Annotated in this window: 12 protein-coding genes; 6 read left to right on the top strand and 6 right to left on the bottom strand. The window is 43.0% G+C overall.

Annotation, left to right across the window (positions count from 1 at the left end; translation table 11 throughout):
• Window position 1: 1 nt before the first annotated feature.
• Window positions 2–1012, bottom strand: coding sequence for a beta-N-acetylhexosaminidase (gene nagZ, locus MHN00_RS15615; RefSeq protein ID WP_239301748.1), 1011 nt, complete (start codon window positions 1010–1012; stop codon window positions 2–4).
• 98 nt (window positions 1013–1110) lie between these two features.
• On the opposite strand from nagZ, the gene MHN00_RS15610 reads away from it, so the two are divergent.
• Both MHN00_RS15610 and ybaK read left to right on the top strand, forming a co-directional pair.
• Window positions 1111–3513, top strand: a complete 2403-nt coding sequence (locus MHN00_RS15610; RefSeq protein WP_239301707.1) for a penicillin acylase family protein — start codon at window positions 1111–1113, stop codon at window positions 3511–3513.
• Entirely contained in the window at window positions 3510–3980 is a 471-nt protein-coding gene (gene ybaK / locus MHN00_RS15605; protein ID WP_239301705.1) for a Cys-tRNA(Pro) deacylase, read from the top strand. The genes MHN00_RS15610 and ybaK overlap by 4 nt, the downstream gene beginning before the upstream one ends.
• A gap of 28 nt (window positions 3981–4008) precedes the next feature.
• Here the strand turns inward: ybaK and MHN00_RS15600 are convergent, their stop codons facing one another.
• The 4 genes from MHN00_RS15600 to pheS form a co-directional block, all read right to left on the bottom strand.
• Window positions 4009–4554: a hypothetical protein gene (locus MHN00_RS15600; RefSeq protein WP_239301703.1), complete on the bottom strand. Its 546-nt coding sequence runs from the start codon at window positions 4552–4554 to the stop codon at window positions 4009–4011.
• Between the two features lie 114 nt (window positions 4555–4668).
• Entirely contained in the window at window positions 4669–4968 is a 300-nt protein-coding gene (ihfA, locus tag MHN00_RS15595; protein ID WP_014949129.1) for an integration host factor subunit alpha, read from the bottom strand.
• Window positions 4969–4971: 3 nt separating this feature from the next.
• Window positions 4972–7359 (bottom strand): phenylalanine--tRNA ligase subunit beta, encoded by a 2388-nt coding sequence (pheT, locus tag MHN00_RS15590; protein WP_156078229.1) that lies wholly within the window; start codon window positions 7357–7359, stop codon window positions 4972–4974.
• A gap of 14 nt (window positions 7360–7373) precedes the next feature.
• Complete coding sequence (gene pheS / locus MHN00_RS15585) at window positions 7374–8354, bottom strand: phenylalanine--tRNA ligase subunit alpha (RefSeq protein WP_012518127.1); 981 nt, start codon at window positions 8352–8354, stop codon at window positions 7374–7376.
• A 277-nt stretch (window positions 8355–8631) separates the two neighbouring features.
• Here pheS and MHN00_RS15580 point away from each other — a divergent pair, with 277 nt between their 5' ends.
• The 3 genes from MHN00_RS15580 to MHN00_RS15570 all read left to right on the top strand — a co-directional run bounded on the left by MHN00_RS15580 (window position 8632) and on the right by MHN00_RS15570 (window position 12405).
• Window positions 8632–9480: a hypothetical protein gene (locus MHN00_RS15580; protein WP_239301701.1), complete on the top strand. Its 849-nt coding sequence runs from the start codon at window positions 8632–8634 to the stop codon at window positions 9478–9480.
• 68 nt (window positions 9481–9548) lie between these two features.
• Window positions 9549–11465, top strand: a complete 1917-nt coding sequence (locus tag MHN00_RS15575; RefSeq protein WP_239301700.1) for an acyltransferase family protein — start codon at window positions 9549–9551, stop codon at window positions 11463–11465.
• 73 nt (window positions 11466–11538) lie between these two features.
• Window positions 11539–12405, top strand: coding sequence for a glycosyltransferase family 2 protein (locus MHN00_RS15570; protein ID WP_239301699.1), 867 nt, complete (start codon window positions 11539–11541; stop codon window positions 12403–12405).
• A 71-nt stretch (window positions 12406–12476) separates the two neighbouring features.
• Here the strand turns inward: MHN00_RS15570 and MHN00_RS15565 are convergent, their stop codons facing one another.
• A complete protein-coding gene (locus MHN00_RS15565) occupies window positions 12477–13574 on the bottom strand; it encodes a glycosyltransferase (RefSeq protein ID WP_239301698.1) in 1098 nt (365 codons plus the stop codon).
• Window positions 13575–13987: 413 nt separating this feature from the next.
• On the opposite strand from MHN00_RS15565, the gene MHN00_RS15560 reads away from it, so the two are divergent.
• Window positions 13988–16375 (top strand): right-handed parallel beta-helix repeat-containing protein, encoded by a 2388-nt coding sequence (locus MHN00_RS15560; protein ID WP_239301697.1) that lies wholly within the window; start codon window positions 13988–13990, stop codon window positions 16373–16375.
• The last annotated feature ends 345 nt before the right edge of the window (window positions 16376–16720 follow it).

Below are 16720 nucleotides of genomic sequence, written 5' to 3'. Positions count from 1 at the left end.
ACTACCGTTCGCTTAAACGCTTCACCAGCTCAACCGCACTGTCGTATTTATCATTGAGCCCCGCAGGCATGACACGGTCATAAAGCGCCATAACGCGCTCTCGCTTTTGTAAATCGTTGTTAGACGGATTAGCAAAGCGCATTTCCAATCCATCAAGGATAGTCTCAGCCCCTTTCGGATTGTTGCACGCAAGTACCATGTCGCAACCTGCTTCCAGCGCTGCCTCAGCACGCTCAACGTAACTTCCCGCAACACTTGCGCCGTGCATAGACAAGTCATCAGAAAATACTGCGCCGCCAAAGCCTAGATCCTGTTTAAGGATATCCTGCAGCCATTTAGTTGAGAAACCCGCAGGCTTATCGCACACCTGACTATAAATAACATGGGCAGGCATAACGCCATCAAGCAACGCACGCTCAATTAAGCGTTCAAAGACCACCATATCGGTACTGCGTATCTCATCAAATTCGCGTTCATCGACGGGTAACGCTACGTGAGAGTCTGGCGCTACACTGCCATGCCCAGGAAAGTGCTTTCCAATAGCTGGCATATTTACGGCTTTTAGACCTTGGATTAGATGAGCGGCAAGACGAATAACGTCGTCTGCACTGTCTGAAAATGCTCTGTCACCAATAACTTGCGATACACCATTTATATCAAGCACCGGTGCAAAGCTAAAATCGATATCTAAGGTTTTAAGTTCATAAGCCAATACTAATCCACACGCTTTTGCGTATGCAGCACTTTCATCTTGATGCTCTGACTGCCTTAAAATATCGCCCATTGCAGGTATGGCAGTAAAGCCTTCACGAAAACGCTGAACGCGGCCTCCTTCATGATCGACGGCGATCAGTACTGGACGCTTTGCAAAGCGTCTTATATCTTGAACCAGCGCAGAGAGCTGACGCTTGTCGTGATAGTTGCGGCTAAATAAAATAACGCCACCCACTACTGGATGTGTTAACTTTTCCTTTTCTTCAGGCAGAAGTTCTTCGGCCTGACAATCCAACATTAATGGCCCCACGGCACCGCCTTAGTATGTGTCATAAAACATCACTTCAATTTTGCAAGTTCTGTGGTTAGGATAGAGAAAAATAGGGAGTTTTACACGTGATAAATTGGTTCAAGTGGTTGGTTTTAAGTGTTTTAGCACTGCTTTTTTTAACGGTACTGGGATTGTACATCTCGCTTCGTATGAGTTTGCCCGCACTTGACGGAAATAGCGCCACCTATCACGTAAACGCACCTACTGAGCTAAGCCGTGACGAACTAGGCCAAGCTGTTATTAAAGCCAACGATATTTTCGACGCAGCCTATGCACTGGGTTTTGCGCATGCTCAAGATCGTTTTTTTCAAATGGATTTACAGCGCCGCGCCGCATCGGGTAGTTTGTCACAATGGGTGGGCGACATTGCCCTAGATATCGATAAGAAAGCCCGCTTTCATCAATTTGAGAAACGAGCAAAAGCCGTATTCGATAACCTGCCCTCGAAACAACAAGAACTACTCGTACGTTACGCCCATGGCGTAAATGACGCATTGTCTGAGTATACGTTGCCACCTTTTGAATACCTAGCTGCAGGCGTTGATATAAAACAATGGCGCCCCACCGACAGTATTCTTGTGATTTACAGTATGTATTTGGATTTACAAGGTAGCCAAGTAGAGCTTGATTTAGCAAGAGAGGCACTGCTTTCAACATTTGGGAATGATTTATACAGCTTCATTACTCAGCCGAGTAATTATCAGGCAGCGCTTGATGCCAGCGAGATACCACTGCTTGAGTCTCCTATTCCAGAGTACCCTGCATCGCTACGCCCAATTACTCACTCACCAGAAGATAGTAATGGCGAGAGCATTAAGCAAGAGCCTGAAGACGCGACTACTCAGTACTCAAACGATAGCGATAATACTGCTATTGCCCGTGCACAATATAACGGTACTGAGCTTCCTGATATTGGTAGCAATAACTGGGCGGTGACCGGGAGTCACACCACGACAAGCGCAGGCCTTTTAGCGAACGACATGCATTTAGGATTGCGGGTTCCCATCATCTGGTATCGCGCCCAGCTAAACTATCAAGAATCAGGCAGCGATGTGCAAGTAACCGGGGTTTCCCTGCCGGGCATTCCTGGCATAGTTGTAGGCACCAACGGCCATATCGCTTGGGGTTTTACCAATGCAAATTTAGACAATGTAGATTGGATTGAACTAGGCGAATCGACGGCCACAAGTACGGTAACAGAGCGTATTCCTTTACCTGATGGTGAGCACACATTTGAGTTTGAAGTAAGCTCGTATGGGCCAGTGAAAGAACTCAATGGCAAGCGCTATGCACTTAATTGGGTAGCGCATCATCCGTTTGCTGCAAACTTGGGAATAATAAACTTCGGCAATGCAAAAAATGTCCAAGCAGCGATAAAGATGGGCCAACGCATTGCTATTCCCACGCAAAACCTCGTGATTGTTGATGAAAGCGGCAATGCGGCTTGGCTTCCTGGCGGCGCAGTTATGGAAAGGCAGCAGGCTTCATTCACTGCTATAAAAGAACAAGAAGCAGTAAACACACCACCAAAGCGCGCATCGAAGCTTCCCATGGTTTTAAACCCCGATATGGGAAGAATATGGACTGCAAATGCTAGAGTAATTTCGGCTGATGACTTCAAAGTCTGGGGCGACGGTGGTTACGCGCTAGGTGCTCGCGGACAACAAATAAGAGACCGTTTATTTGAAAAAGACACCTTTACTGAGACTGACTTTTACGCCATTCAGTTAGATAATCATGCCCGCTTTCTTATTCCTTGGCAGCACCTTTTGTATGGGCTGCTCAATATGCAAGACATTGAATTTAAACCCGACCTCGCTTACCTAAACACATGGGACGAATGCGCATGTGAAGATTCGGTTGGCTACACGTTAGTTAAGCACTTTAGGCAGGAAGTGGTACAAACCCTTTTTGGAGGCGTACTTTCAACGTTAGACCAACAAGGTGTAAACAGCCGTACACTCTTACGTGGCATTGAACCTGCTGTGTGGCAACTTATTCATAGTCAGCCTGACTCTTGGCTACCTAACGATACTGAAAGCTTCGACGAGCTACTTGTAGACGCTTACAGGCGCGCCAAACACAAGCTGTTAGACAAGTATTCACCAGTAGAAGCTAATATGGAAACATTAGCCTGGGGCAAGGTGAACGCACTTTCTGTTAAACATCCATTTGCTGATCAAATTCCTCTAGTTGGTGATATGTTAAACATGCAACAAGTAGAAGGTTTTGGTGATACATACATGCCTGCTGTACAAGCACCTAGTTTTGGTGCCTCTGAGCGACTATTTGTCAGCCCTGGCCATTTAGAGGATGCCATTCTAACACTACCTGGCGGACAATCCGGCCACCCACTGTCAAAATTTTTTACAACTGGCTTTAACGACTACGCAACACACGCAGCTACTCCTCTGCTGCCCAGCCAGCCGATACACAGCCGAACATTTTACAAAAAAGAGGTTGAATGACACCTGCAATCACTTTGCTTACTAAAAAGCGTATCGCTCACAGCATTTTAAAATATGAACACGACGCAAATGCGGCGTCATACGGGCTAGAGGCGGTTGAAAAGCTAAACCTTAATGCGGATACCGTTTTTAAAACATTGGTAGTGAGTACAGATAACAACAAGCTTGCCGTGGCCGTGGTCCCTGTAAACACCAAACTTAGCGAAAAGAAAATGGCTAAAGCGTTAGGTGTTAAAAAGGTAGAAATGGCGCAAGCAAATGCAGTAATGGTTGCAACAGGCTACGTACTTGGTGGTGTAAGCCCATTAGGGCAGAAAAAGCGCTTAGCGAGCGTTATTCATAAAAGCGCTGAAAATCTGCAAACTATTCATGTAAGCGCCGGAAAACGAGGTTTAGAAGTGGCCCTCGCCCCATCTGATCTAGCTACGCTAACAAATGCTAAGTTTGCAGATATTTCAGTAGATTGAACAAAGATTGAGAGAGTGCGTTACTTGGCTACTTGCTAGCCTGGGCTAACCACTGCTTGCGTGCTTCTTTAAGCGCGGCTTCATCAGGCTGCTCGCTTCCTGCAATGGCTACAGCAATTTGTTGAATGATAGCGTCACGCTTTTCAATCAACGCATCAGTGCGAGCAAACAAGTCTTTAGCTTCCGGATACTGCTCTTTAAGCGTTTCTACCTCTTCCAACGTATAATAACGCGCTTCAAACGCTTCGTTGTACAGCTGGCGCTTAGCATTGAATACGACGTAGTCTTTCGCAGTTTCTGAATTAAGATAATCCATATCTTCAGATGACAGGTTGGCAGCCTGCCCTACTTCACGGGCTTGTATCATCCAAGAATCTACTACTTCGATATTCCCATCTTTCACAGCCTGCTTAACGCCTTCCTGCAAATCGCTAGCGTGAAGAATTTCCATGACTGTGATTAGCGGAACTTGCGCTGCGTCTTGGTCTCGTTTGTCTGCATCCAGCGACAGATAAGCAAACCATGAAAACGTAGCAGCAATAATAATAGCAAGAACGACAAGTGCTTTCTTCACACTTTCCTCCAAAGAAATTGCATATGAAAACCAGTGCGACGGCACTGTATAAAAGAAGCAATACAAAAAGAGCGAGAGACCCCGCTCTTTTTCAGTATTGTAACGACCTAAAGATTATTGGTCGACAGGTGCAGAGTTTTCAACTCGGCTTTTCAATTTTTGACCCGGGCGGAATGTAACCACACGACGTGCTTTAATTGGAATGTCTTCACCGGTTTTTGGATTGCGGCCAGGACGTTCATTTTTATCACGCAGGTCAAAGTTGCCAAAACCTGACAGTTTCACTTGCTCACCAGATTCCAGAGCGCCTTTAATCTCTTCGAAAAAAAGCTCTACCAGATCCTTCGCATCACGCTTGTTAATGCCTAGTTTCTCGAATAGGTGTTCAGCCATCTCGGCTTTGGTCAATGCCATAGTTTACTCTCTTAACGCGGCCCCAAACTCAGATTCCAGACCTTTAACCACAGTATCTACAGCTTGCTGAATCTCAGCTTCTTCCAAGGTTTTATCCGGATCTTGTAAATGAAGTGACAAAGCAAGGCTCTTATAGCCAGGCTCAATTCCCTTGCCTTTGTACTCATCGAACAAGTTTAGAGCAACTAGTTGATTTACGCCAATATTTTCTATGTAAGAAAGAACATTCCCTACACGCACTTCATCTTTAACCGTAATAGCAATATCACGGCGATTCGATGGGAAGCGCGATACTGGTACGGCTGACGGTAACTTGCGATCAGTAATGGCATCTACCACTAGTTCGAACACAAATACACGGCCGTTAACACCAAGCAATTTAGTGAACTGCGGGTGTATAGCACCAATATAGCCAACTTCTTCATCATTAAGCAAAATTTTTGCCGTCATGCCAGGGTGTAACGCACTGTGTTGCCCTGTAACGAACTGGAACTCACCGGTTCTGCCTGTAAGTGCCAATAACGCCTCAACGTCGGCTTTTGCATCGAAGAAATCAACCGGGTTGTCGCCCAAGTCCCAATGTTCTTCATTACGACGCCCTGCTACTACACCACCAATTACTTGCTGTTGCAATACACCATTTGGCGCATCTTGTTGAGGAATAAAGCGTAATCCGGTTTCAAACATGCGAACACGTTGCTGCTGACGCTTCTGATTATAAGCAGTAGCACCTAGCAAACCCGGCCATAAACTTACACGCATTACCGACATATCAGATGAAATTGGGTGTGGTAACACCATACCTTTTACGTCTGGGAATAATGCGTTTTGAATTTTAGGGTCTACAAACGAATACGTGATTGCTTCGTTGTAGCCACGACTTAGAAGCAATGACTTCATAGTGTTTAACGGCAGCTTGGCTTCTTGCGAAGGTAGCATTGCCAACGTTGCTTTTGGTGCCACGTTTGGAATGTTGTTGTAGCCGTATACACGCGCAATTTCTTCAATCAAATCTTCTTCAATTGAAATATCGAAACGATAGCTTGGTGCAACCGCTTCCCAGCCAGCTTCAATTTGCGTTACGTCTAAACCAAGGCGGTTTAGCATTTCCGTTACTTTCGCATCGTCAATGCTAATACCTAGTACGCGAGATAAACGTTCGCGACGAAGCGTAACCGTAGCTTGCTTAGGTAGCTTGTCTTCAGCCACGGCTTCAACAACAGGGCCAGCTTCACCACCGCAAATTTCAAGTACCAGTGCAGTAGCGCGCTCCATGGCTTTACGCTGAAGCTGTGGGTCTACACCACGCTCGTAGCGGTGCGACGCATCGGTATGCAAACCGTACTGACGGGCACGGCCCATAATCGCATCACGGCTAAAGAAAGCACTTTCAAGTAAAATATCTTGGGTTTCGGTGGTAACACCAGAATGTAAGCCGCCGAAAATACCTGCCATAGCTAACGCTTTGTTGTCATCAGCGATAACTAAAGTATTGCTTTGTAACTTAGCTTCGGTTTCGTCAAGTAGCGTAAGCGTTTCGCCTTCTTTTGCCATACGCACGTTAACGTTGCCTTCAATGCTAGCAAGATTAAACGCGTGCATTGGCTGACCAAGCTCTAGCAATACAAAGTTAGTCACATCAACAATAGGGTCGATGCTGCGAATGCCGCAGCGACGCAGCTTTTCAACTAGCCATAGTGGCGATGCTGCTTTAACGTTAACACCCTTAACCACACGGCCCAAATAGCGCGGGCACGCGTCATCAGCGCTTAGCATAATTGATAATTTGTCATCAATAGTTGCGTCTACCGCTGCTACTTCAGGTTCGCAAACGTCAAGGTTATTAAGCACGCCAACTTCACGGGCAATGCCGCGAATACCCAAGCAGTCTGCACGGTTTGGTGTCAGGTCAACTTCGATTGCGTTGTCATCAAGTCCAAGGTAATCGCGAATGTCTGCGCCAATAGGTGCATCGGCTGGAAGCTCGATAATACCATCGTGGTCGTCGCTAATACCTAGCTCAGAGAAGCTACATAGCATACCGAATGACGGCTCGCCGCGAAGCTTTGCTTTCTTAATTTTAAAGTCGCCTGGCAATACAGCACCAACAACAGCAACTGCTACTTTAATGCCCTGACGGCAGTTAGGCGCACCACAAACGATATCAAGTAGCTCATCGCCACCTACGTTTATTTTAGTCACGCGCAGTTTATCGGCGTTAGGATGCTGACCGCACTCCACTACTTCACCTACTAGCACGCCTTTAAAATCGCCTGCCACTGGCTCAACGCCGTCTACTTCTAGGCCAGCCATGCTCAACTGTTCAGACAGCTCATGTGCCGACAGCGACGGGTTAACCCACTCTCTTAACCATTTTTCACTGAATTTCATGTGTACTCTCTGCCTTAGTTGAACTGCTTAAGGAAACGAAGATCGTTTTCAAAGAACGCGCGTAAGTCGTTAACACCATAACGAAGCATAGTTAAGCGCTCTACGCCCATACCAAAGGCAAAACCTGTGTACTCTTCTGGGTCGATACCTACCGCTTTAAGTACATTTGGGTGCACCATGCCGCAACCCAATACTTCAAGCCACTGACCGTTTTTACCCATAACGTCTACTTCAGCTGAAGGCTCAGTAAACGGGAAGTAAGACGGACGGAAGCGAATTTCTAGTGACTCTTCAAAGAAGTGATGTAAGAAGTCGTGCAAGATACCTTTAAGATCGGTAAAGCTGACATTCTTATCAACCATCAAACCTTCCACTTGGTGGAACATCGGCGTGTGTGTTTGGTCGTAGTCGTTACGATACACGCGGCCTGGCGAGATAATACGCAATGGTGGCTTTTCCGCTTCCATAGTACGAATTTGAACACCAGAGGTTTGCGTACGAAGCATCATGTCTGGGTTGAAATAAAAAGTATCATGGTCTGCACGCGCGGGGTGATTCGCAGGAATGTTCAGCGCGTCGAAGTTGTGAAAACCATCTTCAATTTCAGGGCCAGTTTTAACTGAAAAGCCAAGCTCGCCAAAGAAAGACTCAATGCGTGCAATCGTGCGGCTAACCGGGTGTAAGTTTCCTGGCTTTTCTGTGCGACCAGGCAAAGTTACATCTACTGCCTCTTCTGCTAGCTTCTTGTTAAGCTCTTCAGTGCGTAAAAACTCACCTTTAGCAGAAATAGCTTGCTGAATAACCTGTTTAGCTTGGTTAATCTTTTGGCCTGCGGCAGGACGTTCTTCGTTAGATAACTTTCCAAGCCCTTTAAGTAAGTCGGTAAGTTTACCTTTCTTACCCATGAATTCGACCCTAACTTGGTCTAATGTGGCTGCATCTTGTGCAGCGTCAATCTGGCTTTGTGCCTGATTGATAATAGCGTCAAGCTCCATGTTTTCCTCAATTTACATGATGACTGCATGGCCAAAGCATAGGAAGAATTATTCTGTGCGCTAAGGCTTGCCTGAAATAAAAGCGGTAGTTTACACGAGTGACTGACATTACCGCTACCCTATATAGCTGATAATGGCGAAATTTTGTGGGTTTTGAACAGGCAATGGAAGAACTTACAACTTTATCTAGAAAACGCACCGTCCAATAAGGAAGTTCTAGCAACACATTTAACAGTAGACTAAAGTATAATTTTCAAGCAACCACTTGGTCTGCCTTATGAATATCTCTTATCGTCAACTGCTAAGCAGTATTGCATTCATCTTTTCAAGTTTCTCTGTAAACAGTGCAATTGTAACTTACAGCTTTAACGGCTTTGTTTCTGAGGTAGAAAACACAGAGCAGTTTTTTTTCGATGCAGTTAGTTTACTGGGTCAACAGGTAACGGGCTCTTTCACGTTAGACACTTCAGCGCCAATTCGTGGCAGACTTGAGACAGGCTACTACTGGTGGTCTGTTCATGATAACGACCGCCCAGCATTAACATCTAATGTTGAATTTGGCGATATGCTCTTTCGACTCAACAACGAAGGCGTTTATCAGGCAGAATACGATGAGTATTACCCCGAAGAAATGTTAGAAATGTACGATGGACCAACTTTTGACGACGGTCACATCGGCGATGGTATATCGCTTAAAGATTACGCAAGAAAAACTACCCTCTTTTCAAATGGAAGCTTAGAAAGAACACTGCACCTAAGCTTCGGCTTTCGCGACTTAATCAATGATTTCTTGGCGTTTGATGAAGGCACCTTATTACGAGACGAAATGCCCGACTTCACATCACCAGTTTCATGGTTCGATAACGACCTTACTTCAGATACCAAAAGCGGCGGCGGCTCACTTAGACTTATTGAAAGGGTAGATGATTTAAATACTGGGGTTACTTATCCTGTAGATTCTACCGTTAGATTTACTCTAACGAGTGTAGAAACGGTGAAGGTTAGTTCGCCAACAATGAACTTTAGCTTTTATTTTTTTGTAGTTCTTCTATTCGTCGTCAAAGTACGTAAGCGGAACCTTAGCTTCAATAACATTAATGCCTTAGAGAATTTTACCGAAAAGTAAATAAACATCAGATCGGTACGGATTGTGCTTGAACTAAAGCGTTGGAGCGACGTAACCGAGGCAAATCAGTGCACTTTAGATATGACATCAATGGACTTAGAGCGTTAGCAGTTCTTTCAGTCGTGATTTTCCATTTTGCCGAAGAAAAACTCCCTGGGGGTTTTATTGGCGTAGATGTATTCTTCGTCATATCTGGGTATCTAATGACAAGTATCATCATCAATAAGCTTGATAAAGACCGTTTCAGTTTAATGGAGTTCTATTTTGCAAGGATAAATCGGATTATTCCAGCTCTCGCCGTTTTATGCGCCAGTTTACTGCTAATAGGCTTTGTTGCACTGTCACCAGTGGAATATGCGAAACTAAGCAAACAAGCTGCATCATCTGTTGTATTTGTATCAAACCTCGTTTATTACAGCGAGTCGGGGTACTTTGCTGAAAGTTCTCTGGAAAATTGGCTTTTACATACTTGGTCTCTTTCAGTCGAGTGGCAGTTTTATCTACTTTACCCCATTGTATTATTAGCGCTAAATAAAGTGCTATCTCGCGATAAGCTAAAAGTATTCATTGTCGTTTCTACACTTTTAAGTTTACTCCTGAGTGCGTGGCTTACTCAACAGAACCCTAGTTTGTCATATTACGTACTTCCGACACGCGCCTGGGAAATGTTAGTAGGTGGTTTAGCATTTTTATACCCCATTAAATTGGGTCAAGCGTTAAGCAAAGCATCAGCGCTTATAGGTGTGTTATTAATACTCGTCTCTTGTTTCATATTTTCAGAGGGTACCAGTTGGCCGGGTGTGTCTGCACTGCTGCCAGTAGCCGGTGCCTATCTAATTATTCTTGCTAATCAAAACCAGAACGCGCTGCTTAATAATAAATTGTTTCAACCTTTGGGAGCGTGGTCATACTCTATCTATCTGTGGCATTGGCCTATAGTGGTGGTAATTCATAAAAATGAAATGAGCGAGGCTTACGCTGTATTGGGTTTTCTCCTGTCAATTGTTTTGGGATACCTAAGTTATCGGTTTATTGAAACAACTAAATTCAGTAAAAAAGAAAGTACTTTTAAGTCAGCTTTCACAAATAAACCTTTAATCTTTGCAGTTTTGGTAGCGTTGACCGGAAGCTTTTCAAATTATACCGACGGTTTTATTGACCGCTATCCGGTCGCATATCAAAACTTATTGGATGATGTCAAAGCTAGTCCTTTTAGAGATTCGTGCCACGTACATGAATTTAGAGATCCCAAAGAAGCTTGCGAATACTTCGTTAATGAAAAAGTAACGTGGGCAGCATTTGGAGATAGTCACGCAGTCGAGCTTGCTTACGCACTGGGCCAGAAATTAAAAGATACAAATGAAAGTTTAAAGCATTTTAGTTTCTCTGGGTGTAGGGCGTCTTATGGACAAGATGATGAATTTTCTAAATGTGCTAAATGGTACAACAGCTCAATTGACTTCATCGCGCACGAGCCTAACATTCAGAACGTTGTATTTGTTCATAGATATTCTTATCAACTTGTTGGCGGAACTAATGCAAACTATCCAGGCTTAGACGACTTGAAGTTTGATGAGAAATCTGTCGAACTACTACAAAATATTGATAGGGCAATAAACAAGTTAGCGTCTGCAAAACAGCGGGTTTTTGTGCTGTACCCCGTACCTGAGCTGCCAGACCATATTTCTAAGCTTATCGACCGAGCGCTAATGAATAAAGGTAATTTAGAAAATATTAAAGGTACGAATCGTAATTGGTACGAAAAGCGTAATGAAGTAATAATTAATCACTTCAAGAACGCTGATTACCCAGACAATGTTGTATTAATTAATCCTGCAGACTATTTCTGCGGAGACAAATTCTGCTTTTCTACCATTAACCAGCGCTCCCTATACTTCGATGATAACCATGCTTCAAACTATGGTGCATCATTAATCGCCGAAGATATTATCAACACTAAAAATAGTGGAATGTTAGTGCAGTAGCCTGACTTGTACGAAATGTGACATTATATTCAATTAACATGGAACTTGGCTTTAACTATTTATGGATCAATCAATGCAAGACCAATCTAAGCAAAAAACAGTTTCAGTCGTAATTACGACTCACAATCGCCCAGATTATTTAAAAGAGTCTCTGGCGGGTGTCCTTAATCAAACTGTCAAGCCCAGCGAATTATACGTCATTGATGATGGTTCTACGGTAAGTTACGAAGAGGTATTAGCTCAATTTCCTCAAGAACAATTTACTTATGTCAAAGTGCCTGTGGCGTCAGGCGCTAATGCAGCTAGAAATTTAGGTATCACTAAATCTACATCGGACATTATTGCGTTTCTAGATGATGACGATATTTGGGATACGGATTACTTAGAACGACATATTGCAATGTACGAGAAAGCCGACGCCGTGACATCTGGTTATCGATTCTTAGAAACGCCAGATAAAATTCACATCAATCCAATTGAGACAATCACCACAGACGTCATTAAAAAAGGAAATAAATTTTGTGGAATGAGTGGCGTTACATGTAAAACATCGTTGGCGAAAAAATTGATGTTTGATGAAGAATTGAAAAACAGTCAGGATTGGGATTTCTTTGTTCGCATTACGCTCGAAAACGCAGTATTTAAAAACATTCCCAAAGATATCTATTTTTATCGCCGAGGCCATGTAAGTATTTCCACTGAAGTAGCAAATATGCCGCTTGAAAAGGTATTTCCTAGATTAAAAGCGTTCAAAAAGCACAAAGTGCTCCTTGGAAAAGAGGCCTATAACGATAGGGTAGCAAACCAAATACTGAGTCAGATAGGAAAAAAGAATAATAAGTTAGGGTGGATTGGACTGTCAGTGCGAGAAGCAGGACTTTTTGCAACGGCAAAAGTTATTTTAGGAAAAGATAGAATTCGTCGAAAATTCGGCAGATAAAAAATTCATACAAAACAATCATGTGCGCCGTTGTCGAAGTTAACGGCGCACTGTTTTTGTTAGGTAAAGCCTTATAAACTCTCTATCACGTCTGCATATCGCTCAGCTACACTCTCCCAGCTGAAGTCAGCAGCTTGCTCTATCGGAGCGCCAGCCCAGTCCGTTGTTAACGTAGTGGCTATTGCCGCTGCGTACTCTTCGATATTCTCGACGTTGCAAACCACGCCAGCTTTACCTATTAGTGTTCTACGCATGGAGTCATCGGTAGCTACAACAGGCAACCCGCTTGCCATTGCCTCTAGGTACACTCGCCCAAACGGCTCATCTTCAGATGGTAATGTAAATGCGTCGACTGAACGATAAACATTGGGAATATCGTTAAAGTCAACTTTAACGATCTTAAAGCGTTGCGCACCTAACTTTTGAGTACAAAGATCGTTAAAGTACTGTACGTCTGGGCCGTCACCACAAATAAGTAACGACACATCATTTAATTGGCTCACTGCCTCTATGGCCAAATGTATACGCTTGTGATTTTGCCTATTTAACGCACCAACAGTTAATAACACTTTGCCCTGTAAACCATGCTCGTATTTTTCGCCTTGTGGGCTGAATTTAGCTAAGTTTACACCGTTAGGGATAATCTCAACCCGTTGTTCTGGCGCTATAGAATGAACATACTCTTTGGTTTCTTGGTTAAACACAACCAAGCAGTCGGGCTTAAATTTCAAATTTCGACGCAATACTTTACCGTTCGATACCATCCCTGCCCTTTCGGTATAAAGAATGGGCGTTTTAAATAGTTTTCTAATTACTGCGGCTACCGCCAATCCACCATAATCATTATTAGGGTAAATGACATCACATCGCTTAAACATTAAATAAGGTGTGTATGTTATGAAGCTAGTTAGCGACTCGATAAGCAAAGATGGATTAGAAACAAAGCGAGTTAGCAACCAGTCAATGGTTTTATTTCGCTGGGCTTTTTTAACCTTTCCTCTGGGGATACAGGGGATGACAACACTATGTTCACTACATTTAGATGAGCTTAAAAGCTTTACGTCAAAAAATGTGGCTAGGTGTTCCGCCATTTCATACGCACTGAGTTGAGACCCGCCGCTTGATGAAAACCCTGCCTCAGGGTGAATAACGGCTACTTTTTTCTTCATAAAATTTCCATTTTAGTTCATCGAAGCAATTGCTTTGCCCGGTATACAAGCGAGTATACCAAATTGACTTTTAAGGTTATTCTTGAAATTGGTGAGTTTGTAAAAAAACGTCATTTATAGTCCATTTTCAACTATATAGGTTAAGCAATTTAGATTCCGTTTTTTACAAAAATCAAAAAAATCTGAATAAGGCAGGCGGTTTTACCAATAGAATCAAACTAAATTTGTAAAGATCCCAGCTACCGTCTTGCTACGTAACAACGTTAGCACTACCCTTTTATTACAGCCCTAATTTTCTTTTCATGATTTTCAATCTATAGGGATATAACATGCACTCTGTTAACTCGAAGCCAACTATTTTTCGCATCACTTTAATTGGTTTACTATCATTTTTAATGCTTTCTTGTGCAACCATGAACAAAAATGATAAAAGTTATACGAAGGGCGGCCAACCCGGTGATATTTTGTATAGCTATGTTCATGCTAATATTAGCGACAGTAATGCCGTAAACTCATTACTAGCTAATTACAAGGGCCCGAAAAACCTATCAACCCTTGTTGAAAAGTACGAAGACGAGATAGCCCAGTTGTATAAGCAACATGTGTTCTCACCTAACCCATCAATCAGTGAAAGTGAAAAGATAGCGCGGTTCGCCAATATAACCGCTAATCAAGCCTCCGCCCTATTTGCTTTGTATCCTATCGATACTGCAAAGTGGATGAAAATAATTTCAACTTACTCTGGCTTAAGCAAAAACGATATTTACGAGTCGGCGATTACAGCAGGGTTAGACCCTTCAATAGTTTTTGCCGCATCAGCTTCTGGGTTTGAAGATACTGCTACCCCTCTTATTAACTCGATCGGGTTAGTTATTTACGGCCAAGATGAAGAAAGTACTGCCACCGTTAAGTTTAGAGCCGAGGATGATACTTATTGGCGTGAAGGGTTAGACCTAGCATGGGAGCCCATCTACGGGTCGTTCGCTGGAAGCATAGTGTACCTAGAAGCAAACACTACATATCATATAGAAGTAACGATTACGGATTCTTATGGCGATATAGTTGAACATTCCTTTCAAACAACTACAAAGCCCAATACTCCCCCTATCGATCCAAATAAAATCTATTACCTTTCAGAAATTTATTCTGGCGGCCAACTGGATTTAGAAGCTCTAAATATAGAAGGCAGCGCAGATGGCTACGCGAAAATCATTGGTGATGGCCCCGTTATTGAAGCTGGCAGCGATGTACTTGCGGCTGTGGATATTGGTAACAATTCATACGTAATGCTAGAGAACCTTACAGTTAAAGGCGGCCAGCGCTACGGCATTTTTGCAAAAAAAGCGCACCATATATGGATTAAGGGCTGCAATGTTTCTGGTTATGGTAGAGAAGCGGTAGATATAAGGGATGGTATTGCCTATTCAAGCACCACTAATAACTCTCCTATCAATTACGATTCCGGTATTTACCTAGAGCGGAGTGGTATTGCCGTAATTGAAGAGTGTGAGGTACATAGCCCTAACTTAGGTGCAAATAGCTGGGCAGCCGGTCACCCAAAAGGTGCAAACGCACTTCAAGTTTGGGCATATCATGATAGCGATGCTTACAGAGGCGAGTTTATTGTTAGAAACAATCGCTTTTACGGCGCGCCAGATCATAGGTTTAACGATGTTATTGAGGGCAGAAAAAACTTCGAAAGACGTGGTGGTTTCGTTAAAAACTCAGCGATTTATGGCAATTACCTAGCTTATGCAAATGACGATCTAATAGAAATAGATGGCGGCCAACAAAACGTGTTGGTTTACGACAATGAAATGGAGCAAGGTTATGCTGGAATAAGCATAGCGCCGAATACTTTAGGCCCTAGCTATATCTTTCACAACTACATACACAATTTAGGTGATGAAACTGGTAAAGAGTGGACTGCAATCAAAGCTGGCGGGCTAATATCTAAACCAGCGGGGAGAACCTTTGTTTTCGAAAATGTTATTGACGTCGAGCGTAACGGTATTGCGGCATCAAAAGTGAATAACGACACAACATTTTGGGTTACCACACAAAACAATATTATATTTACTAAAAATACTGGCTATTCAGTTGGCTACTGCATTTTTGATAAAGAAAACTACTCTGGCAGCACAAGCACTAACGATCTTTGTTTTAACGAAAATTCAGCCGATGCAAGATACGAATTTAATTTAGATAACGTTGTTGAACACCCCTACTCCGACGACTTTTCATACATAGAGTCACTGCAAAGCGTACCCAAACCTACTCTATATGTATCGGAAGAATTTAAAATTCCTAACTTTTCTTCGGAGTCAACCTTACAAGCCGCTGTAGAGCAACCGCCAACAGTGTGGGAGTTCAAAGCAGGCGAAATCGAGTACACCGGCTTTCCTAAGCAATTTCGTTATGGGACGACTACCATTTCCGATAACAATACCGTAACTTTAACCGGTAATAACTGGCAGATGTTCCCTATTAGCTACACATTAACCAAAAACTCTGTTTTAGAGTTGGAGCTTGAAGTAGAGGGTAACCCAGAGGTAGTTGGAATTGGCTTTGAAACGGACACTAATTTAAATAGTTCTAGAGTGGTTAAGTTTTTTGGTAAGCAAGCATGGGGAATTAGAGGTGAAGACTCCTTTACGCCCAAATCTAGTGCTATATCTTTTCCTATTGGGCAATACGTGAAAGGTAAAGTGAACTATCTAATTCTTTTACTGGATAATGATGATGTCGAAAGCTGGCGAAACAGGGATAAAGCGATTTTCAAAGCGATAAAGATTATTTGAATAGCATATAATGTCTGGCAGAAAATGGATTTGTTCAACTGTCGAACTATCCCAAATGTAACTCTTGATTCACATTAATGTGGATTAATGGCTTCCACACGGGTAGACCGGCTGTTCAATGGTAGTAGTGTGCTTTCTTCAATCTAATGACATCTATTTATCTTCATGAATTTACCACCAGAGCAGCAATACAGTAAAATTTCTATTTGAAAGTATTTAACCTTTACTCGACAAACTGTCTTACCGTCAGCACATTCCTTTTTGGCTCAGTTATAATTTTAAATTTTTAGTCAATAATTGGTGATACCATAACAACTATTGGAAATTTTAATAACAGTGGAATAT

It is taken from the genome of Alteromonas sp. Cnat2-8, assembly GCF_022348355.1.
GTDB classification, from domain to species: Bacteria; Pseudomonadota; Gammaproteobacteria; order Enterobacterales; family Alteromonadaceae; genus Alteromonas; species Alteromonas macleodii.
Note: the sequence above shows the minus strand (reverse complement) of the source record. Positions and strands in the feature narration are given on the sequence as shown.

Bases quoted from the DNA above. Each gene is read 5' to 3' on its own strand.
- MHN00_RS15560 (WP_239301697.1), top strand. From the start codon at position 13,988: ATGAACAAAAATGATAAAAGTTATACGAAGGGCGGCCAACCCGGTGAT.
- pheS (WP_012518127.1), bottom strand. From the start codon at position 8,354: ATGGAGCTTGACGCTATTATCAATCAGGCACAAAGCCAGATTGACGCT.
- MHN00_RS15580 (WP_239301701.1), top strand. From the start codon at position 8,632: ATGAATATCTCTTATCGTCAACTGCTAAGCAGTATTGCATTCATCTTT.
- ihfA (WP_014949129.1), bottom strand. From the start codon at position 4,968: ATGGCATTGACCAAAGCCGAGATGGCTGAACACCTATTCGAGAAACTA.
- MHN00_RS15565 (WP_239301698.1), bottom strand. From the start codon at position 13,574: ATGAAGAAAAAAGTAGCCGTTATTCACCCTGAGGCAGGGTTTTCATCA.
- nagZ (WP_239301748.1), bottom strand. From the start codon at position 1,012: ATGTTGGATTGTCAGGCCGAAGAACTTCTGCCTGAAGAAAAGGAAAAG.
- pheT (WP_156078229.1), bottom strand. From the start codon at position 7,359: ATGAAATTCAGTGAAAAATGGTTAAGAGAGTGGGTTAACCCGTCGCTG.
- MHN00_RS15570 (WP_239301699.1), top strand. From the start codon at position 11,539: ATGCAAGACCAATCTAAGCAAAAAACAGTTTCAGTCGTAATTACGACT.
- ybaK (WP_239301705.1), top strand. From the start codon at position 3,510: ATGACACCTGCAATCACTTTGCTTACTAAAAAGCGTATCGCTCACAGC.